Genomic DNA, 19,967 nt, shown 5'->3' with positions numbered 1-19,967 from the left:
TAAAGGCCCGGCGGTATCTGCCTCGGGAGAAGACAATCAGAGTAGGAAGATGGTCGCCAGCCCCAGGAAGATGAAAAAGCCACCACTGTCAGTCATGGCTGTGATCATCACACTGGCGCCCATGGCAGGGTCGCGACCAAGGCGCACCAAGGTCATAGGGATCAATACTCCCATCAGCGCAGCCAATAGCAGGTTAAGGGTCATGGCGGCGGTCATCACTACCCCCAGGGACCAACTGCCATAGAGCAAGTAAGCCACCACGCCAATCACGCCACCCCACACCAGACCATTGATCAGGCCCACTGCCAGCTCCTTGCGCATCAGCCGCGAGGTGTTGCCAGTGCTCACCTGATCCAGGGCCATGGCCCGCACGATCATTGTGATGGTCTGGTTACCGGAGTTACCACCAATCCCGGCCACGATAGGCATAAGAGCCGCCAGCGCCACCAGCTTCTCGATGGAGCCTTCAAACAGGCCGATCACCCGGGAGGCAATAAACGCGGTAATCAGGTTGACGGCCAACCAGGCCCAACGGTTACGCAGAGATTTCCAGACTGACGCAAAGATATCTTCCTCTTCACGCAGACCCGCCATGTTGAGGACTTCGTTTTCACTCTCTTCACGAATCAGGTCGACCATCTCATCGATGGTCAAGCGGCCGATCAGCTTGCCTTTCTTGTCGACCACCGGGGCCGAGATCAAGTCATAACGCTCGAATGCCTGGGCGGCGTCGTAGGCGTCTTCGTCAGGATGAAAGCTGACCGGGTCGCTGGCCATGACGTCCGCGACCTTCTTGTCCGGATCATTGACCAGCAGACGCTTGATCGGCAGCACGCCCTTGAGAATGCCCTCGTAGTCGACCACAAACAGTTTGTCAGTGTGGCCTGGCAGCTCTTTTAGCCGGCGCAAGTAACGCAACACCACTTCCAGGCTGACGTCTTCACGAATAGTCACCATCTCGAAGTCCATCAGCGCGCCGACCTGCTCCTCGTCGTAGGACAACGCGGAGCGCACACGCTCACGCTGTTGGCCGTCGAGGGTCTCCATCAGCTCATGGACGACGTCACGCGGCAGCTCGGAGGCCAGGTCAGCGAGTTCGTCGGCGTCCATGTCCTTGGTCGCAGCCAGGAGCTCCTGATCGTCCATGTCGGCGATCAGGGTTTCACGAACCGAATCGGATACTTCGAGGAGGATGTCGCCGTCACGATCAGCCTTGACCAGTTGCCAGAGGGTCAGGCGATCACCCAAGGGCAAAGCTTCAAGGATGTAGGCTACGTCGGCGGAGTGCAGGTCATCGAGCTTGCGTTGCAACTCGACGAGGTTTTGCCGGTGGACCAGGCTCTCTACCCGGTCATGATTCGGGCCTTCCTGACGGTGAGTCAGGTCTTCGACCACGCGCTGGCGCTGCAGCAGCTCAACAACTTGAGCGAGGCGATCCTGCAGGCTTTCTTGTGTTTTCTTTACTTCAACTTCGGTCATAGGCGAACTCCACTCCCAGCAGCGGGGCACGCCGGAAGGATCAATCAGTCAATTCATGATTGGTAAAACGGGGTACTGAGTTACTACTGGGTAAGTCCATGGAGGTATTCCACAAGCCCCGGCGGGGCTGACGGGCGCAATGATACACCGCCCAGCCGCTTAAAACGTTAAAAAACTGGCAAGAACAAGCGCTTGCGAGACAAAGCCGAGTATCGGGCACACTCATGAAACTGCGACGACACAGGCAGAAAAGAAAACACGTGGGGGCAGGTAGAAAAGCCCGGAGGGCGATTACACACGTGGTCACAGACAAGAAAAATAAAAACCCCAGACGGCAAAAAGCCCGCGCTAGGCGGGCTTTTTGTTGTTTGGTGCACTCGACAGGATTCGAACCTGTGACCGCTCGGTTCGTAGCCGAGTACTCTATCCAGCTGAGCTACGAGTGCAGATTGTGTTTTTAGACCAGATCACAACTGGTTGGAGCCAAGCTACCTGCATTGCTGCAACTAACTCTTAAATGGTGCACTCGACAGGATTCGAACCTGTGACCGCTCGGTTCGTAGCCGAGTACTCTATCCAGCTGAGCTACGAGTGCATTTGTTGCCGCGCATTATAGCCCGTTCAATCTCTATGTAAAGCGATTTTTTCTAGTAACTTCAACAACTTACCGAAAAAATCCAGATTGCAACGTACTAAGCAAATAATGGCGGAGAACGGGGGATTCGAACCCCCGACACCCTTTTGAGGTGTACTCCCTTAGCAGGGGAGCGCCTTCGGCCACTCGGCCAGCTCTCCGCAACACGGGGCGTATATTAACCAGCTTCATCCCCGTTTGCAAACATAAAAAACGATAAAAATTAATGGCTTGGTTCTTCGTCCTTCTCTTTCTTGATCCGCAGGTAGATTTCCTCACGGTGGACAGCCACCTCTTTCGGGGCATCAACCCCAATCCGTACTTGATTGCCTTTGACGCCGAGCACGGTCACGGTGATTTCGCCATCACCAATAATCAGGCTTTCTGCGCATCGACGAGTCAGAATCAACATACCTTTCTCCTCACGCATTTCAGTTCAGGGATAACAGTCTGCAAAAAAAAGGCATTCGACCTACAACCCAACGGCCATAGCTCTACCCGCCTAAGTATTGTCGGGCACACGCAAAAGAACAGCTCTCCACAGGCGCCAGACAGAAAAATGAAAGGCGAGGATCAACCGCGCCCTCCAGTCACGCATCACTCGCCCTGTCGGGCCGGAGCGTCCAGCTCAAATGCGGTATGCAGTGCGCGTACAGCCAGCTCCAGGTACTTCTCTTCGATGACCACCGACACTTTGATTTCCGAGGTGGAGATCATCTGGATGTTGATGGTCTCCTTGGCCAGGGCCTCAAACATGCGGCTGGCAACACCGGCATGGGAACGCATGCCCACACCGACGATCGACACCTTGGCAATCTTGGTATCGCCGACCACTTCACGGGCGCCAATCTCGCTCGCCGTTTTCAACAGGACCTTCTCTGCTGCGTCGTAGTCATTGCGGTGCACGGTGAAGGTGAAGTCGGTAGTGTTATCGTGCGCAACGTTCTGCACGATCATGTCGACTTCAATGTTTGCGCCACTGATCGGCCCGAGAATCTTGAAGGCCACGCCCGGGGTGTCTGGCACACCACGGATGGTCAGCTTGGCTTCATCGCGGTTAAAAGCGATGCCGGAAATGATCGGCTGTTCCATGGATTCCTCTTCATCAATAGTAATGAGGGTGCCCGGACCCTCCTTGAAGCTGTGCAGTACGCGCAGCGGAACGTTGTACTTGCCGGCGAATTCCACCGCACGGATCTGCAACACCTTGGACCCGAGGCTGGCCATTTCCAGCATCTCTTCGAAGGTGATCTTGTCCAGTCGCTGAGCCACGGGCACAACGCGCGGATCGGTAGTGTAGACGCCGTCCACATCAGTGTAGATCTGGCATTCGTCAGCCTTCAGGGCTGCCGCCAGGGCCACACCGGTGGTGTCGGAACCGCCACGACCGAGAGTGGTGATGTTGCCGTGTTCGTCGACGCCCTGGAAACCAGCGACGACTACCACGCGACCCGCCTTCAGATCACCGCGAATTTTCTGATCATCGATCTGCAATATGCGCGCTTTATTGTGCGCGCTATCCGTCAGGATTCGTACCTGGGTGCCGGTGTACGACACTGCCGGCACGCCACGCTTGATCAGCGCCATGGCCAACAGCGCAATAGTCACTTGCTCACCAGTGGAAACGATCACATCCAGCTCACGGGGAACCGGCTGTTGATCACCACTGATTTGTTTGGCCAACTCGATCAGACGATTGGTCTCGCCGCTCATGGCCGACAGCACCACCACCAGGTCATCGCCGGCATCGCGGAACTTCTTAACCTTGTCGGCGACCTGCTCGATTCGTTCAACGGAACCGACCGAGGTGCCTCCAAATTTCTGTACGATCAAAGCCATTTCTAAGCCGCCTCAGCCCGTAAAGGGGCGCCCATTAATCAATCAAACTGCGCTGCCCGGGCAGGTGACTAGACCACACACCCAGGCAGCGTCTTAGATACCCGCCTCGACAAACGGTACGGTCAGGGCAAGGGCCGCGTCCAAAGCACCAGCGTCAATACCGCCGCCTTGCGCCATGTCCGGACGACCACCGCCCTTCCCGCCCACTGCCGCAGCGGCTTGTTTCATCAAATCACCGGCCTTGAGTTGGCCAGTCAGGTCTTTGGTTACACCGGCAACCAGAACGACCTTTTCCTCATGGACACTGCCGAGCAGGATCACTGCGCGACCGAGCTTGTTCTTCAACTGATCCACCAGCGCCAACAGCGCCTTGCCGTCCTGACCCTCCAGGCGCACGGCCAGGACTTTCACGCCTTTGACGTCCAGGGCAGAAGCCGACAGATCGTCGCCCGCCGCACTGGCGGCCTTGGCCTGCAACTGCTCCAGCTGTTTCTCCAGCAGACGGTTGCGCTCCAGCACTGCCGAGAGCTTGTCGATCAGGTTGTCGCGACTGCCCTTGACCAGGCTGGCCGCTTCCTTGAGTTGTTCTTCGCCAGCATTGAGGTAAGCCAGGGCCGCAGCACCGGTGACCGCCTCAATACGACGCACGCCGGACGCCACACCGCCTTCGCTGATGATCTTCAGCAGGCCAATGTCGCCGGTGCGCTTGGCGTGGATACCGCCGCACAGCTCCACCGAGAAGCTGCCGCCCATGCTCAGCACGCGCACGTTGTCGCCGTACTTCTCGCCGAACAGCGCCATGGCGCCTTTGGCCTTGGCGGTCTCAATGTCGGTTTCTTCGGTTTCAACCGGGGTGTTCTTGCGCACTTCGGCGTTGACGATATCTTCCAGCGTCCTGATCTGCTCAGGCTTGATCGCTTCAAAGTGGCTGAAGTCAAAACGCAGGCGCTGGCTGTCGACCAACGAGCCTTTCTGCTGTACATGCTCGCCCAGCACTTGGCGCAAGGCAGCGTGCAGCAAGTGAGTGGCCGAGTGGTTCAGCGAGGTGGCGTGACGCACGTCAGCGTCGACCTGAGTCTCCACCGGCGCGCCGACGGTCAGGTTGCCCGAGGCCAACACACCGTGGTGCAGGAACGCGCCGCCGGTCTTGGTGGTGTCGCGCACGTCAAAACGACCGGACGACGCCTTGAGGAAACCGCAGTCGCCAATCTGGCCACCGGACTCGGCGTAGAACGGCGTCTGGTCCAGGACCACCACACCTTCGTCGCCTTCGTTCAGGATGTCGACCGACTGCCCTTCTTTATAGAGGGCAATCACTTTGGCCGAGCCGCCGGTGGCGGTGTAACCAGTGAATTCGGTGGCCACGTCAACCTTGACCAGGGTGTTGTAGTCCAGGCCAAAGGAACTGGCGGAACGGGCGCGCACGCGCTGGGCTTCCATCTCCCGCTCAAAGCCGGCTTCATCGACGGTCAGCTCGCGCTCACGGGCAATATCGGCAGTCAGGTCCATCGGGAAACCGTAGGTGTCGTACAGCTTGAACACCACGTCGCCCGGCACCACGGTGCCTTTGAGCTCAGCCAGGTCCTGTTCCAGGATCTTCAGGCCGTGCTCCAGGGTCTTGGAGAACTGCTCTTCTTCAGCCCTGAGCACGCGCTCGATGTTGGCTTGCTGCTGCTTGAGTTCCGGGAAGGCTTCGCCCATCTCGGCCACCAGCGCGGCAACGATCTTGTAGAAGAAGCTACCGCTGGCGCCCAGTTTGTTACCGTGACGGCAGGCGCGACGGATGATCCGGCGCAGTACATAGCCGCGACCTTCGTTCGACGGCAGCACACCGTCGGCGATCAGGAAGCCGCAAGAACGGATGTGGTCGGACACAACCTTGAGCGAAGACTGGCTGTCGTTGGCGCAACCAATGGCCGCGGCCGAAGCGCTCAGCAGGTTGGTAAACAGGTCGATTTCGTAGTTGGAGTGAACGTGCTGCATCACCGCACTGATCCGCTCCAGGCCCATGCCGGTGTCGACCGACGGAGCTGGCAGCGGATGCAACACGCCATCGGCGGTGCGGTTGAACTGCATGAACACGTTGTTCCAGATTTCGATGTAACGGTCGCCATCTTCTTCCGGCGAGCCGGGTGGGCCGCCCCAGATGTCGGCGCCGTGATCGTAGAAAATCTCGGTGCAAGGACCGCATGGGCCGGTATCACCCATGGTCCAGAAGTTGTCGGAGGCGTAAGGCGCGCCCTTGTTGTCGCCGATGCGAATCATGCGCTCGGCCGGCACACCGATTTGCTGGGTCCAGATCTCGTAGGCTTCGTCATCGGTGGCGTAGACAGTGACCCAGAGTTTTTCCTTGGGTAGCTTCAGCACGCCGGTCAGGAAGGTCCAGGCAAAGGTAATGGCGTCACGCTTGAAATAGTCGCCGAAGCTGAAGTTGCCCAGCATCTCGAAAAAAGTGTGATGGCGAGCGGTGTAACCAACGTTCTCCAGGTCACTGTTCTTGCCGCCGGCGCGTACGCACTTCTGGCTGCTGGTGGCGCGGGTGTAGGCGCGCTTTTCCTGGCCCAGGAAGCAGTCTTTGAACTGGTTCATCCCCGCGTTAGTGAACAGCAGGGTGGGGTCATTGCCTGGGATCAAAGAGCTGGAGGCAACACGGGTGTGACCTTGCTCTTCGAAGAAGCGAAGGAAGGCTTCACGGATTTCTGCGCTTTTCATTAGGTTCTTCCACGGAGGCTGCGGCCAAAGGCCAGTGCTAAACGTCATCAGACGGAGCGACGGCAAAGGGCCGCATTATATCGGCCCTTTGCCCGTGGCACAGCGTGTTTATGTGATAGAAACAGTCAATTAGACGGTCTGCACTGTCATTTCCGGGAAAACTCGACAAATGTCGCGACCACCTGCTCGATCTGCGCCCGACTGACGTCCAGGTGCGTGACCATACGCAGGCGAGGAGCGGCGCTCAACTTGATCCCGCGCGTCGCGGCAAAGGCCTTCAACTCCTCGGCCAGGCTACCCACCTGCACGTAGACCATATTGGTCTGCACTGGCTCTACCTCGTACCCGGCCTGGCGCAACCCATCCGCCAGCCATTGGGCGTTGGCATGGTCTTCGGCCAGACGCTGGACTTGATGATCGAGGGCATATAACCCCGCCGCCGCCAACGAACCTGCCTGACGCATGCCGCCACCGACCATTTTTCGCAAACGGCGGGCCTTGGCGATCAGCGCAGTCGAACCACACAACACAGAGCCAATCGGCGCGCCTAGGCCCTTGGACAGGCACACCGACACTGAATCGAAATACTGGGCGATCTCTCGCGCATCGACACCCAGCTTGACCGCCGCGTTGTAGATCCGCGCGCCGTCCAGGTGCAAGGCCAGGCCATGCTCGCGAGTAAACGCCCGCGCGGCAGCCAGGTATTCCATCGGCAATACCTGGCCCTGCATCGTATTTTCCAACGCCAACAGCCGGGTACGCGCGAAGTGGAAGTCATCTGGCTTGATCGCCGCCAACACCTGATCCAGGTCCAGCGAGCCATCGGCCTGGACTTCCAGCGGCTGGGGCTGGATAGAGCCCAACACCGCCGCACCGCCGCCTTCGTATTTGTAGGTGTGGGCCTGCTGGCCGACGATATATTCCTCGCCCCGCTCACAATGGGCCATCAACGCCAGCAGGTTGCTCATGGTGCCGGTGGGTACGAACAACGCGGCGGCAAACCCCAGGCGCTTGGCCAGTTCGGCTTCCAGGCGATTGACGGTAGGATCTTCACCGTAGACATCATCACCGCTGACGGCGCTAGCCATCGCGTCGAGCATGCCTGGGGTCGGTTGGGTCACGGTGTCGCTGCGCAGGTCAATCATGGTCATGAAACAAGCCTCGGCGAAGGGACAAAAGTCCCGGCTAACGGGTTGGAATTTGTTTTTTGATTACAGGTTACTGCGGGCATGGAGAGTGAATATCAAGCTAACGGGTCATGAAAAGTGCCAGACAGCCCCAGCTTCCCATTCAATACCAAGCAAAAAAGCCAATAGTGAATATCGAAAATGGAGCCATGCAGTTTCCAGAAATATATGGTAAAAACTCACCGCCACCAGCGTTCTGGTGGCAACGTTCTCAGGGCGGGGTGTAACTCCCCACCGGCGGTAATTACGCGCAATGCGTATAGCCCGCGAGCGCTTGGCGCCTCGAACTGCCTAGGCAGGACGGCGACAAGGTCAGCAGACCCGGTGTGATCCCGGGGCCGACGGTCATAGTCCGGATGAAGAGAGAACGGGATTGGCGCCTAAGGGCCGTGCGCAGAACGTCCATGCCTTACATGCTCATTCTGTCCGTACCCTTAAATCCCATTCGATTCATAACGCCCTGTTTTTTTCATAAACAGGAGTCAGAACATGCAACCCACTGCAATTGACAGCAAAAGCAAAAACCACCACGGCGAGCGTGTCGCGTTTATCCAGGCCTGCTGGCACAAGGATATTGTCGATCAGAGCCGTAAAGGTTTCCTCGCCGAAATGATCGCCCAGGGCTACCAGGAATCGGACATCGATTTCTACGAAGTCGGCGGCGCCTTTGAAATGCCCCTGCACGCCAAGCTACTGGCCAAGTCCGGCCGTTATGCCGGCATTGTCGCGGCTGCCCTGGTGGTGGACGGCGGGATCTATCGTCACGAGTTCGTCGCACAATCGGTGGTCAGCGGCCTGATGCAGGTTCAGTTGGAAACCGAAGTGCCGGTGTTCTCGGTGTCCCTGACCCCGCACCACTTCCAATCGGGTGTTGAACACCACACCTTCTTCTTGGAGCACTTTGTGCACAAGGGCCAGGAAGCGGCGAAGACCTGCGCGGATACGCTGCACAAGATTCGTTCGTTGCGTCGCAATGAACCACGGGCTGTGGCGGTTTAAGGAACACTGTAAACCCCAGTGTCAGAGCTGGGGTTGTGTGGGAGCAAGCCAGCTCCCACATTTGACCGAGTCGACCTCGGGATTTATGCCAGGCCTTTATCCGTCGTCGGCACAATCAATATCCCTGCCCGCAAGCCATTCTTCACCTTCGGGTTGGGGAAGATGATGCGTGCGCCCTCCTCCTCGATCACCCAGCGCGTCTTGGCGATGTCCTCGGCCAGCAGGTAGCCCTTTTTCAGTTCCGAGAAGTTTTCTACATCCGCCGGCAGGTGCAGGATGAAGGCATCGCTGTGCTTGATGATTTCTCGGGCGACACTGAACAGTTGCAGGCCGTCCAGGCTCTCGGTGGTCGGTTCATTGCCTTCGATGATCTGCTTGAGGCGGACTTCCAGGCGGGACACATCCACGCCCTGGTTCTGTCCGAACGGCCGGGCCTTGCCCAGTTCCAGGGTGAAGGACTCGGCGCCCAACTGCTCGTAGGTAAAGGCTGTGAAGGTGATCGACGCCTTGTTCTGCAATAGCACCGCTTGCATGCCGGCGGCACGCAGCCGCGCCAGTTCGCGGCGCGAATGCTGGCGGCCGTCTTTCCACGGGTACAGGGCGAACTGTTCAATCTTCGACCCACGAATGGCGGTGTGCAGGTCGTAATGCAGCCGGCTGCGTCCGGGCTGGCTGAAGAAGTTTCTAGCCAGTTGCTCCAACTCGCCTGCCCGCAGGGCTTCGGGCCCGCTGCTGTGTTCGTGACGACCGTTGAACAACCGGTTGACGTCTTGTTCGAGGTAACGCTCCCCCCTACGCATGGCTTCGGGGTTGCCGAACAGGAACAAAATTCGCGCCCGAGGCTTCAAGTCACCCCGGGCAATGTCGTTCAGCAACCGGTCGAGCAATTCGATCGGTGCGGTTTCGTTGCCGTGGATGCCGGATGACAGCAACACATCGCTGCCATTGTCCCGGCCTTCGGGCGGCCGCACTTCCAGCGCGCCCTCACTGAGCCAGCGCAATCGCACGCCGTCGACAGTCGTTTGAGTAATCGAAGCCGGTTCACGTCCGGCGAGGGTCAGTTCAAGCAGTTTGCCGAGGGCGAGCATAGAGCGGCGTCCTTAGTGGTTGCAGCCAGGACCATGGACGTGGTCTTCGTCGTCGCCGACGTCGGCTGGTTCCATTTCCAGTTGCAGGCTCATCAGGTTGGTGGCCAGCGGGCGCATCAGCAGGTTGGCGTATTCAACATCGCCTTCCTCCACGTCAACGCCGATCAGCAGTTGGCCACGGCCGTCGTGCTGAATCCAGACTTCCTTGCCCTGCCAGATTACGGCGACGCGGGTGCAGGAAGTTTCCAGTTGAGTGCCGTCGGTGTCTTCAAGGATCAGCTTGAGGGTGTCGTTCAGGTTGTCGCTTTTGTCGCTCATGGCTTCGTTCTCATCTGGAGTCTTAATTGATCTGGAAAGGATAAACCGAGCCCAGTTTAAGGATTTGCGTCAGTTCGTCCAATGCCGTGCGGCACTCAAACAGCAATTGCGGATCAGCCAGGTCGGTTTCCCGCAAGGCATCGCGATAGTGCTTGTCGACCCACTGGGTCAGGGTGTCGTACAACGGCGCCGTCATGATAACCCCTGGGTTGACCGCCGCCAGTTCGGTTTCATTCAAGGCCACCCGCAAACGCAGGCACGCCGGGCCACCGCCGTTCTGCATACTCTGCTTGAGGTCGAAGACTTTCACTTCGCGGATCAGGCCTCCGGAGCTGGTCAGGCCTTGCAGATACTGCCAGACACGTTCGTTGCTGCGGCATTCTTCCGGCACGATCAGCAGCATCGAGCCGTCAGCACGAGTCAGCAACTGGCTGTTGAACAGGTAGGAACGCACCGCGTCTTCGACGCTGACCTGGGCGCGGGGCACGCAAATGGACTGGAAGTTGCCGCCACATTTGCCGAGCTTGCCATGCAACTCCGCAAGCATCTGTTCAGTATTGAGGAACGCATCCTCGTGATAGAACAGCACCTCGCCGTTACCCACCGCGATCACGTCATTATGGAACACCCCTGCATCAATCACCGCCGGGTTCTGCTGGGCGAAGACCACGCCGTCATCCCGCAGGCCGTGCAAGCGGGCGACCGCCTGGGAGGCTTCCAGGGTCTGGCGCGCCGGGTACTTTTGCGGCGCCAGGTAGCGGGTGTCGAAGGCACTGCGACCGAACACGAAAAACTCCACGCCGGCCTGGCCATAGTCACGACAGAAACGGGTGTGGTTAGCCGCGCCCTCGTCTCCGAACTGCGCCACGGCCGGTAACGCGGCGTGGTGGGCAAAGTGCTTCTGGTCAGCGAACATGGCCCCAAGCACTCGGCTGGTGGTCGGGTGTTCGATGCTGCGGTGGTATTTGCAGTTAAGGTTGGCAGCGGTGAAATGCACGCGGCCGTCGGCGGTGTCGGCACTTGGGCTGACGGTTGCGGCGTTGGCCACCCACATGCTCGATGCCGAGCAGCTTGCCACCAACAATGGCATGGCTTGCTTGGCCGCTTGCTGGATCACTTGCGCGTCGGTGCCGGCAAAACCGAGGTTGCGCAAGGCGGCCACATCAGGGCGTTCCTGAGGGGCCAGTACGCCTTGGACAAAACCCATCTCCATCAGCGCTTTCATTTTCGCCAGGCCTTGCAGCGCCGCTTCCTTGGGGTTTGAAGACTGCTGGCTATTGCTCTGGGACGCGACGTTACCGTAGGACAAACCGCCGTAGTTATGGGTCGGCCCCACTAGACCGTCAAAATTGACTTCATAGGATTTCATCGGCGAGGCTCCACGAATATCTGTTTTTATAGGTATCAATATCGATTACGACAACCGCACACCGGGCGTCAGCGTGGCCGGTAACACCAGGCTCGGGGTCTCAAGCGAGGCCACCGGGTACGCGCAATAATCCGCCGCGTAATACGCACTGGCGCGATGGTTGCCCGACGCTCCTACCCCACCAAACGGCGCGCTGCTCGCAGCGCCGGTCAGTTGTTTGTTCCAGTTGACGATCCCGGCACGGCTTTCCAGCCAGAACTGCTGGTAGCGCGCTTCGGAATCCGACAGCAAACCTGCCGCCAACCCATATTGGGTATTGTTGGCCTCGACAATCGCCGCTTCGAAATCAGCGTAGCGGATCACCTGCAACAGCGGACCGAACAGTTCTTCGTCAGCACGCTCGGCCACTTGCGTGACATCAATAATGCCCGGCGTCAGCAATGCGGCCTGACCCTCTGGCTGAGTCATTTCCAGCAGTGCCACTGCGCCATTAGCCAGCAACAGTTCCTGAGCCTCCATCAAGGCCTTGGCCGCTCCCAGGGAAATCACCGAACCCATGAAAGGCGCAGGCTGCTGGTCGAACGCGCCGACTTCGATGGTCGCGCTTACCGACACCAGGCGCGCCAGCAACGCATCGCCCCAGGCACCTTGCGGCACCAACAGGCGACGGGCACAGGTGCAACGCTGGCCGGCAGAGATAAACGCCGACTGGATGATGGTATAGACCGCCGCATCCACGTCAGCCACTTCATCCACCACCAGCGGGTTGTTGCCGCCCATCTCCAGGGCGAGGATCTTGTCCGGGCGCCCGGAGAATTGCTGGTGCAGGTGATTGCCGGTACGGCTGGAACCGGTGAAGAACAAACCGTCGATGCCCGGATTCGCCGCCAGGGCGATCCCGGTTTCCCGCGCGCCTTGCAGCAGGTTCAAGACGCCATCCGGCAGGCCAGCCTCAATCCAGCACTGCACCGTCAGTTCGGCGACTTTCGGCGTCAGTTCGCTGGGTTTGAACAGCACGGTATTGCCCGCCAGCAAGGCTGGCACGATATGACCGTTAGGCAGGTGACCGGGGAAGTTGTAAGGGCCAAACACCGCCACCACGCCGTGGGGCTTGTGGCGCAACACAGCAGTGGCATCGCCCAATGGGCCGCTCTTCTCGCCGGTACGCTCACGGTAACTCTGCACCGAGATCGCGATTTTGTTGACCATACTGGTGACTTCTGTCGCCGACTCCCACAGCGGCTTGCCGGTTTCCTCACCGATGCAGCGGGCGAGCTCGTCGGCACGATTTTTCAGGCTTGCGGCGAAGGCTTCGAGCACACCGAGGCGCTCGTCCAGGGATCGCTTGGCCCATGCAGGGAACGCCTGGCGCGCGGCCTGCACGGCGGACTCGACCTGCTCGGCGGTGGCGCCATTGCCAGCCCATAGCACTTGCTGGGTCACCGGGTTCAGCGACTCAACGCGCTCACCCTGACCGGCCAGCCAAACACCAGCGATGTATAGCGAATTCATTATTTCGGCTCCCGGGCAGCAGACAACGGTACGGCACGTACTTGATCACCGGCTGTCAGTTGCAGACGCTTGGCGGTCTTTGGATCGACCACCAAGGTGCCCGCCGCCAGCCGTGCCGGTGCAGCGGTGATGCGGCACTCTTCACGTTTGCGGTTATGGATCAGGAACGGCGTGGCGTCGTCACCCGGCGTACCGATGGCCAGCACCAGTGCCTCGCTGTCGCGCACCGCACGGATCTTGCTGGTTTCACATTCCACAGCAGGACCTGCATCGAAGATGTCGACGTAGCCCTGATAGCTGAAACCTTCGCTCTTGAGCATGCTCAGCGCAGGCTCGGTGTCGGTGTGAACCTTGCCGATCACGTTGCGCGCGTCCTCGGAGAGGAAGCAGGTATATACCGGGAACTTGGGCATCAACTCAGCGATAAACGCCTTGTTGCCCACGCCCGTCAGGTAATCGGCCTGGCTGAATTCCATCTTGAAGAAGTGCCGGCCCAGGCTTTCCCAGAACGGCGAACGCCCAGCTTCGTCGGACATGCCGCGCATCTCTGCGATGATCTTGTTGCCAAACAGTTGCGGGAATTCGGCGATAAACAGCATCCGCGCCTTGGCCAACATGCGACCGTTAAGGCCGGTGCGGTAATCGGCCTGGAGGAACAGCGAGCACAACTCAGAGTTGCCGGTCAGGTCGTTGGCCAGGAACAGCGTCGGAATCTCGCGGTAGATGCTCAATTCCTGGGAAGCGCTGACGGTCAGGCCTACACGGAAGTTGTACCAAGGCTCACGCAGGCCAACGGCGCCAGCGATGGCGGAAATCCCCACCACCTGGCCTTCGTCGTTTTCGAGAACGAACAGGTAGTCGGCATCACCGCGCCCGGCTTCGCCGCGAAAGGTCTTTTCAGCCCAGCCAACCCGATGGGCCAGGCGCTCTTCGTTGGCCGGCAAAGTGGTGAGGCCGGTGCCGGTGCTGCGCGCCAGATCAATCAGGGCCGGTAAATCGCTGCTGCGTACGGGACGAACGATCATGCTATCTCCTCAAACGGGCCGCTGATTCCAGCCACCCGCGAAACTCGCTGCTGTAAGACTTTAAACCGCAACCAGGCGCACGCTGGCACCTTCGCCGACGCCCAGGGCCTCGGCCGTTTCCAGGTCCAGGGTCACTGGTTTTCCTGGCGCGTAGTCCAGTTCCAGCAACACTGCGCGGTAATCCTGCAACTGCGCATTGCTGACCAGGTACTGGCGGCCAACACCCTTGACCATCTCAGCGATTTTCACCGGCACCACGCGGCTCTGGGCAATCGAGCGAATGCCCGAGACGCGCGCATGCAGTGTCGGCCCGCCGTCGAAGATGTCGATGTAGTGATCGGTTTCAAAACCTTCGCGCATCAAGATGTCGAAGGTGACCTGCGCCCGTGGGTGCACCTGGCCCATGGCTTCCTGGGCTTCGTCCGGCAGCAGCGGTACGTAGATCGGATAGTGCGGCATCAGTTCGGCGAGGAAGGTGCGGCTTTTCAGCCCGCACAGGCGCTCGGCGGTGGCGTAGTTGAGGTCAAAGAAATTGCGACCGATGGCATCCCAGAACGGCGATTCACCGTTCTCATCGCTATAGCCAACAATTTCGGTCACCACCGAATCGGCGAACCGCTCGGGATGGCTGGCGACGAACAACAGGCGACCACGGGAATTGAGTTCCGACCAGGCCGAACCCACCAATTCCGGCACCACGTAGAAACTGGTCAGCAGGCTGTTGCCAGTCAGGTCGTGGCACTGCGATAGCACGTGGATCTTGTTGTGAATCTTCAGCTCGCGGGAGGCGTGAACGAAGGTTTCATTGCGAAAACTGTAGAACGGTTCCGAGTAGCCGGCCGAGGCGACGATGGCGGAGCAGCCCACCAGCTTGCCGGCGACGGTGTCTTCGAGGACGAAGAAGTAGCTTTCCTCGCCGTTGAAACTGACTTCGGCAGCGAAGGACGCTTCGCTTGCGGCGATCTTGTCGCTCAGGCGTTCGACATCATCCGGCAAGGAGGTGACACCAATCGGGCTGTCCGCAGCCAGACGCTGTACCTCGCCCAGATCAGCCATTTGCGCGGGGCGCATCACCAGCATGGTGTCACTCCTTAATTCCAGAAAATACAAAATAGGGGGATCAAAACCTCTGCAGGAGCGAGCTTGCTCGCGATGGTCTCAAAAACACCACAGGGCATCAGGTACCCCGCGTTATCGTTAACGACCATCGTGAGCAAGCTCGCTCCTACAGGGGATGAATCAGGCTTGCGTCAGGTTCTTCACAGCACGTTCGAAACGGTCCAGGCCTTCCTGGATATCGGCATCTTCCACCACCAGGCTCGGGGCGAAACGCACCACGTCGGGACCGGCTTGCAGAATCATCAGGCCTTCACGCTCGGCGGCATTGAAGATGTCCTTGGCACGGCCTTTCCAGGCATCGCTCAGCACACAACCGAGCAACAGGCCCAGGCCGCGCACTTGGGTGAAGATGCCGTATTGCTGGCCGATCTGCTCCAGGCGGGAAACGAACAAGTCGTGCTTGGCGTTAACACCGGCCAGCACTTCAGGAGTATTGATCACATCGATCACTGCTTCCGCCACTGCGCACGCCAGCGGGTTGCCGCCGTAAGTGGTGCCGTGGGTGCCAACCACCAGGTGCTTGGCCAAGTCTTCGCGAGTCAGCATGGCTGCGATCGGGAAACCGCCGCCCAGGCTCTTGGCGCTGGTAAGAATGTCCGGAGTCACGCCGTAATGCTGGTAGGCGAACAGCTCACCGCTACGGCCCATGCCAGTCTGCACTTCGTCGAACACCAGCAACGCGTTGTTGGCGTCGCACAGGTCGCGGGCGCCTTGCAGGTAAGCCAGTTCAGCCGGCAATACGCCGCCTTCGCCCTGGATCGGCTCCAGCACCACGGCGCAGGTCTTGTCCGAAACGGCGGCTTTCAGGGCCTCCAGATCGTTGAACGGAACGTGGGTGATACCGATGATTTTCGGACCGAAGCCGTCGGAATACTTCGACTGGCCGCCGACGTTGACGGTGAACAGGGTACGACCGTGAAAGCTGTTCAGGGCCGCGATGATTTCGTATTTTTCGGTACCGAAACGGTCGAACGCCACGCGACGGGCCAGCTTGAAGGCGGCCTCGTTGGCTTCGGCGCCGGAGTTGCAGAAGAACACACGCTCGGCAAAGGTGGCGTCGATCAGCTTGCGGGCCAGGCGCAGGGCCGGCTCATTAGTGAAGACGTTGGACACGTGCCACAGCTTGTTGGCCTGTTCGGTCAATGCACCGACCAGCGCCGGGTGGGCATGGCCCAATACGTTGACCGCGATGCCGCCGGCAAAGTCGATCAGCTCTCGGCCCGCCTGGTCCCACACACGGGAACCTGCGCCACGCACGGGGATAAAAGCGGCAGGTGCGTAGTTGGGAACCATGACCTGGTCGAAATCGGCACGTTGCACCGGGGCTTGCTCAACGGACATCGGAGTCTCCTGAAGAGGAACGCCTGCCTGAAACTGGCGGGCGATGCAGGGATTGTAAGGACAGTTTTCAGCGCGGCCTTGCCGCCAAGCGACAACTTCTTATAGCGCCAACCCGCGATTTACACGGGTTTACGCCAATGCGACAAATAGCGTCGCAATGGCGCAGTTTAAACCGTGTGTGGGTCTAGTGGGCAGCAACAACGATATTGAGCCCCTGCCCCGCGAGTTGCTGGAAATAGCCACTCAATGACGACTCCAACGTGAGCGGCAATCCACTGTCAGCACAAAGCCTTGAGCTGTTGCGCGCCTACTACCGGCAAACAGGAACCAATGGAGGAGTGATCAAGCGCGTTCGGACGGTACCGACGACAACTCGAACGGGCTGCTACTGCGCCGATGGTTGCGGTCTTCGCGAGGGGTGGCGCCAAAGAAGTTGCGGTAGGCGCTGGAGAAGTGCGGCCCCGAGGAGAAGCCGCAGGACAAGCCAATCTGGATGATCGACTTGCTGGTTTGCATCAACATTTGCCGGGCCTTGTTCAGGCGCAGTTCCAGATAATACTGGCTGGGGACGCGGTTGAGATATTGCTTGAAGATCCGTTCCAGCTGTCGTCGCGACACGCATACGTGCTGGGCGATTTCGTCGGTGGTCAGCGGCTCTTCGATGTTGGCCTCCATCAACAACACTGCCTGGGTCAGCTTTGGATGGCTGGAACCCAGGCGGTTTTGCAGGGGAATACGTTGGCGCTCGCCGCCTTCGCGGATGCGCTCCACCACCAATTCTTCCGAGACGGCACCGGCCAGTTCGGCCCCGTGGTCACGGGCCAATACAGCCAACAACAGATCGAGTACCGACATGCCACCACAGGCGGTCAGGCGATCACGGTCCCAGTCAAACAGATGGCTGGTGGCGATAACCTTGGGGAAACGTTCGGCAAAATCGTCCTGCCAGCGCCAATGCACGGCGGCGCGATAACCATCAAGAAGACCAAGCTGGGCCAACGGATAGACGCCCGCTGACAAGCCACCAATCACACACCCGGCGCGAACCAGTTGCTTGAGGGCGCTACTCAGCTGTGAAGCGATAACAGTCGGCGGCTCATCGGCCAGCAGGAACAGCTTTTGAAAGCCTTCCAGCTTGCCGGCCCAAGGTTCACCCGGCAATTGCCAGGCGCCGTCGACCGGCGGCTCGGCCTGCAGGAACGACAGCTCGTAAACCACGTCCGGATGCACCCGCTGAGCAACGCGCAAGGCCTCCTCAGCCAGCGCAAGCGTCAGTGCTTTAGTGCTGGGCCAAATCAGGAAACCAATGCGATGGGCGGTCATGGAGTGCTATCCGAAACGAAAAACAGTGTTAAAGGCCGAAAGCGGCAACCACCAACATAGTGCATGTGGCGCAAAGCGCGAAGCATGCACTAAATGGGTGCACAACGGCAGTCTTGATTACTTCAAGCTACCGGAAAGAAACTGTTGCAGACGCTCCGATTGCGGATTGACCAGCACTTCGCGCGGGTCGCCACGTTCTTCGACGATGCCTTTGTGCAAGAACACCAACTGGTTGGAAACTTCGCGGGCAAAGCCCATTTCGTGGGTCACCACCACCATGGTCCGACCTTCCTGGGCCAGGTCCTTCATCACCTTGAGCACTTCGCCTACCAATTCAGGGTCGAGGGCCGAGGTTGGTTCGTCGAACAGCATCACTTCGGGCTCCATCGCCAGGGCACGGGCAATCGCCACGCGTTGCTGCTCGCCGCCGGACATATGGCCGGGGAAAGCATCCTTGCGATGGCTCACGCCAACCTTGGCCAGGTAATGCTCAGCCTTTTCCCGAGCGTCTTTTTTCGACATGCCAAGAACGTGGACCGGCGCTTCCATGACGTTTTCCATCGCCGTCATGTGGGACCACAGATTGAAGTGCTGGAACACCATCGACAGTCGCGAACGCATGCGTTGCAGCTGTTTGGGGTCTGCGGCCTTCATCGCGCCGTCCTTATTGGCCACCAGCTTGAGCTCTTCGTTGTTGAGCAGAATCCGGCCAGCGTGGGGTTGCTCCAGCAGGTTGATGCAGCGCAAAAAGGTACTTTTACCCGAGCCACTAGAGCCGATGATGCTGATCACATCACCTGCCGAGGCGGCCAGGGACACACCTTTGAGCACTTCATGACTGCCATAGCGTTTATGCAGGTCTTGGACTTCAAGTTTGTACATGCGGTCGGTTCTCACAAAAACAGTGGGTCAGTCGTTCAGCAAGGGCCCATGACGCAGCGCTTCGCGCCCCGCCACCTTGGCCAGCCAAAAACCTGCTTGGGCATAACGTAGCCGTTCAACGGCAAACAGCACTCCGGACGTGCCAGCGCAAACAATGCTGACCTGATCGGACAAGGGATCAATCACTTCAAACAGCGGCTCACCCGCCTCCACCCAAGTACCCGGCGCAAGCAGGAAGCTGATAACGCCAGCGTGGGGCGCGAAGAGCATTTCGGTGCCTTCAAACGGCACGCCTTCACACGGTTCGTGCTGCGGCGCTGGCCAGTCACCTTTGATCAAGCCTTGCTCAGCGAGAAACGCGAGGATGCCTTCAGCATGGAAGATCGCCTCGTCTCGACCGGTGTCGGACTGGCCGCCCAGCTCCAGGGTCGTGGACATGCACGCCAGGGGAATCTGCGCCTCGGGGAACTGCCGGGATAAACGCAACCACGGCACCGAGCAGGCTTCGTCAAAGGAGTTGCCACCGGAGTCTTCCGCCAGCAATCCGACCTTCACATTCAAATGCGCCGACAACGAACGCCACTGCGGCCAATGTTGCGGCAGCGCGTACATGTGCAACGCGGCTTCACAATCGCAATGCAGGTCGAGGACCACATCGGCGGTGCAGGCATGACTGAGCAGCAGCCGCTGCATGCCCTGTAACTGGCTGGCAGCCGGCGGCAAAGCGTTGAGCACATCGGTCATGGCCTGGCGGATCAGCCGGACATTCGCGTGTGGGTCATCACCCAGACGACCCTCCAGCAACCGCCCGACCGGCTCACTCAACTCGACGAAATCACGGTTGAAATTCTTGCCGGTGCCCGCCTCGAAACGCCCCTGATGACCGCCCTGCAGCAACTGGCCTAACCCCATCGGGTTAGCCACTGGAACCAACTCAATCACCCCGTTAAGAGCGCCTTGCTGTTCCAGTTCGGTCAGGCGCTTTTTCAGCTCCCAGGCGGCACGCATGCCAGGTAATTCATCGGCGTGCAGGCTGGCCTGGATGTAGGCCTTGCGCTCGCCGCTGCCGAAACGGAACACCGTCAGTTGGCGCTCACAACCCAGGTGCCCCCAGGGCAACAGATGATCGATACGTTCCAT

16 protein-coding genes, 3 tRNA genes and 1 riboswitch are annotated in these 19,967 nt (G+C 59.3%); of the genes, 1 reads left to right on the top strand and 18 read right to left on the bottom strand.

Translation table 11 applies throughout. The features are described 5' to 3' along the window. Positions 1-36: 36 nt before the first annotated feature. The 8 genes from mgtE to ltaE all read right to left on the bottom strand — a co-directional run bounded on the left by mgtE (position 37) and on the right by ltaE (position 7,815). The gene (gene mgtE, locus ACZRKZ_RS02750) at positions 37-1,479 is read right to left on the bottom strand and encodes a magnesium transporter (RefSeq protein ID WP_463980640.1); all 1,443 of its coding nucleotides are present in this window, start codon (positions 1,477-1,479) and stop codon (positions 37-39) included. Positions 1,480-1,848: 369 nt separating this feature from the next. Beyond that, a tRNA-Arg gene (locus ACZRKZ_RS02745) sits at positions 1,849-1,925 on the bottom strand. A 72-nt stretch (positions 1,926-1,997) separates the two neighbouring features. Next, positions 1,998-2,074 (bottom strand) — tRNA-Arg (locus ACZRKZ_RS02740). Positions 2,075-2,183: 109 nt separating this feature from the next. Then, positions 2,184-2,274, bottom strand: a tRNA-Ser gene (locus ACZRKZ_RS02735). 62 nt (positions 2,275-2,336) lie between these two features. Then, positions 2,337-2,525, bottom strand: coding sequence for a carbon storage regulator CsrA (gene csrA, locus ACZRKZ_RS02730; RefSeq protein WP_133099245.1), 189 nt, complete (start codon positions 2,523-2,525; stop codon positions 2,337-2,339). Positions 2,526-2,710: 185 nt separating this feature from the next. Next, complete coding sequence (locus ACZRKZ_RS02725; RefSeq protein ID WP_463968357.1) at positions 2,711-3,952, bottom strand: aspartate kinase; 1,242 nt, start codon at positions 3,950-3,952, stop codon at positions 2,711-2,713. Between the two features lie 93 nt (positions 3,953-4,045). After that, the gene (gene alaS, locus ACZRKZ_RS02720) at positions 4,046-6,664 is read right to left on the bottom strand and encodes an alanine--tRNA ligase (RefSeq protein WP_463980639.1); all 2,619 of its coding nucleotides are present in this window, start codon (positions 6,662-6,664) and stop codon (positions 4,046-4,048) included. Positions 6,665-6,810: 146 nt separating this feature from the next. Beyond that, positions 6,811-7,815: a low-specificity L-threonine aldolase gene (gene ltaE / locus ACZRKZ_RS02715; RefSeq protein WP_463968355.1), complete on the bottom strand. Its 1,005-nt coding sequence runs from the start codon at positions 7,813-7,815 to the stop codon at positions 6,811-6,813. 239 nt (positions 7,816-8,054) lie between these two features. After that, a riboswitch (FMN riboswitch) is annotated at positions 8,055-8,224 on the top strand. Between the two features lie 116 nt (positions 8,225-8,340). Here ltaE and ACZRKZ_RS02710 point away from each other — a divergent pair. After that, positions 8,341-8,850: a 6,7-dimethyl-8-ribityllumazine synthase gene (locus tag ACZRKZ_RS02710; RefSeq protein WP_463980638.1), complete on the top strand. Its 510-nt coding sequence runs from the start codon at positions 8,341-8,343 to the stop codon at positions 8,848-8,850. A gap of 83 nt (positions 8,851-8,933) precedes the next feature. Here the strand turns inward: ACZRKZ_RS02710 and astE are convergent, their stop codons facing one another. The 10 genes from astE to ACZRKZ_RS02660 all read right to left on the bottom strand — a co-directional run bounded on the left by astE (position 8,934) and on the right by ACZRKZ_RS02660 (position 19,967). Next, entirely contained in the window at positions 8,934-9,938 is a 1,005-nt protein-coding gene (gene astE / locus ACZRKZ_RS02705) for a succinylglutamate desuccinylase (RefSeq protein ID WP_463968353.1), read from the bottom strand. 12 nt (positions 9,939-9,950) lie between these two features. Further along, positions 9,951-10,235 carry a topoisomerase II gene (locus tag ACZRKZ_RS02700; protein WP_463968428.1) on the bottom strand — a complete coding sequence of 95 codons (285 nt, stop codon included), beginning with the start codon at positions 10,233-10,235 and terminating at the stop codon, positions 9,951-9,953. Between the two features lie 43 nt (positions 10,236-10,278). Then, complete coding sequence (astB, locus tag ACZRKZ_RS02695; RefSeq protein WP_463980637.1) at positions 10,279-11,625, bottom strand: N-succinylarginine dihydrolase; 1,347 nt, start codon at positions 11,623-11,625, stop codon at positions 10,279-10,281. A 45-nt stretch (positions 11,626-11,670) separates the two neighbouring features. Then, positions 11,671-13,140: a succinylglutamate-semialdehyde dehydrogenase gene (astD, locus tag ACZRKZ_RS02690; RefSeq protein ID WP_463980873.1), complete on the bottom strand. Its 1,470-nt coding sequence runs from the start codon at positions 13,138-13,140 to the stop codon at positions 11,671-11,673. Beyond that, positions 13,137-14,162, bottom strand: a complete 1,026-nt coding sequence (astA, locus tag ACZRKZ_RS02685) for an arginine N-succinyltransferase (RefSeq protein WP_463968351.1) — start codon at positions 14,160-14,162, stop codon at positions 13,137-13,139. The genes astD and astA overlap by 4 nt, the downstream gene beginning before the upstream one ends. 60 nt (positions 14,163-14,222) lie before the next feature. Continuing rightward, complete coding sequence (aruF, locus tag ACZRKZ_RS02680; RefSeq protein ID WP_463980636.1) at positions 14,223-15,242, bottom strand: arginine/ornithine succinyltransferase subunit alpha; 1,020 nt, start codon at positions 15,240-15,242, stop codon at positions 14,223-14,225. Between the two features lie 159 nt (positions 15,243-15,401). After that, positions 15,402-16,622 carry an aspartate aminotransferase family protein gene (locus ACZRKZ_RS02675; RefSeq protein ID WP_463968349.1) on the bottom strand — a complete coding sequence of 407 codons (1,221 nt, stop codon included), beginning with the start codon at positions 16,620-16,622 and terminating at the stop codon, positions 15,402-15,404. Between the two features lie 342 nt (positions 16,623-16,964). After that, entirely contained in the window at positions 16,965-17,945 is a 981-nt protein-coding gene (locus tag ACZRKZ_RS02670; RefSeq protein WP_463968348.1) for a GlxA family transcriptional regulator, read from the bottom strand. 117 nt (positions 17,946-18,062) lie between these two features. After that, positions 18,063-18,827, bottom strand: coding sequence for an ABC transporter ATP-binding protein (locus tag ACZRKZ_RS02665; protein ID WP_463968347.1), 765 nt, complete (start codon positions 18,825-18,827; stop codon positions 18,063-18,065). 27 nt (positions 18,828-18,854) lie between these two features. Then, positions 18,855-19,967 (bottom strand): succinylglutamate desuccinylase/aspartoacylase family protein, encoded by a 1,113-nt coding sequence (locus tag ACZRKZ_RS02660; protein ID WP_463968346.1) that lies wholly within the window; start codon positions 19,965-19,967, stop codon positions 18,855-18,857.

Source organism: Pseudomonas sp. c313 (genome assembly GCF_055407145.1).
Note: the sequence above shows the minus strand (reverse complement) of the source record. Positions and strands in the feature narration are given on the sequence as shown.

Bases quoted from the DNA above. Each gene is read 5' to 3' on its own strand.
- ACZRKZ_RS02725 (WP_463968357.1), bottom strand. From the start codon at position 3,952: ATGGCTTTGATCGTACAGAAATTTGGAGGCACCTCGGTCGGTTCCGTT.
- astA (WP_463968351.1), bottom strand. From the start codon at position 14,162: ATGATCGTTCGTCCCGTACGCAGCAGCGATTTACCGGCCCTGATTGAT.
- ACZRKZ_RS02710 (WP_463980638.1), top strand. From the start codon at position 8,341: ATGCAACCCACTGCAATTGACAGCAAAAGCAAAAACCACCACGGCGAG.
- ACZRKZ_RS02675 (WP_463968349.1), bottom strand. From the start codon at position 16,622: ATGTCCGTTGAGCAAGCCCCGGTGCAACGTGCCGATTTCGACCAGGTC.
- csrA (WP_133099245.1), bottom strand. From the start codon at position 2,525: ATGTTGATTCTGACTCGTCGATGCGCAGAAAGCCTGATTATTGGTGAT.
- aruF (WP_463980636.1), bottom strand. From the start codon at position 15,242: ATGCTGGTGATGCGCCCCGCGCAAATGGCTGATCTGGGCGAGGTACAG.
- astB (WP_463980637.1), bottom strand. From the start codon at position 11,625: ATGAAATCCTATGAAGTCAATTTTGACGGTCTAGTGGGGCCGACCCAT.
- ACZRKZ_RS02665 (WP_463968347.1), bottom strand. From the start codon at position 18,827: ATGTACAAACTTGAAGTCCAAGACCTGCATAAACGCTATGGCAGTCAT.
- ACZRKZ_RS02670 (WP_463968348.1), bottom strand. From the start codon at position 17,945: ATGACCGCCCATCGCATTGGTTTCCTGATTTGGCCCAGCACTAAAGCA.
- ACZRKZ_RS02660 (WP_463968346.1), bottom strand. From the start codon at position 19,967: ATGGAACGTATCGATCATCTGTTGCCCTGGGGGCACCTGGGTTGTGAG.
- mgtE (WP_463980640.1), bottom strand. From the start codon at position 1,479: ATGACCGAAGTTGAAGTAAAGAAAACACAAGAAAGCCTGCAGGATCGC.
- ltaE (WP_463968355.1), bottom strand. From the start codon at position 7,815: ATGACCATGATTGACCTGCGCAGCGACACCGTGACCCAACCGACCCCA.
- astE (WP_463968353.1), bottom strand. From the start codon at position 9,938: ATGCTCGCCCTCGGCAAACTGCTTGAACTGACCCTCGCCGGACGTGAA.
- alaS (WP_463980639.1), bottom strand. From the start codon at position 6,664: ATGAAAAGCGCAGAAATCCGTGAAGCCTTCCTTCGCTTCTTCGAAGAG.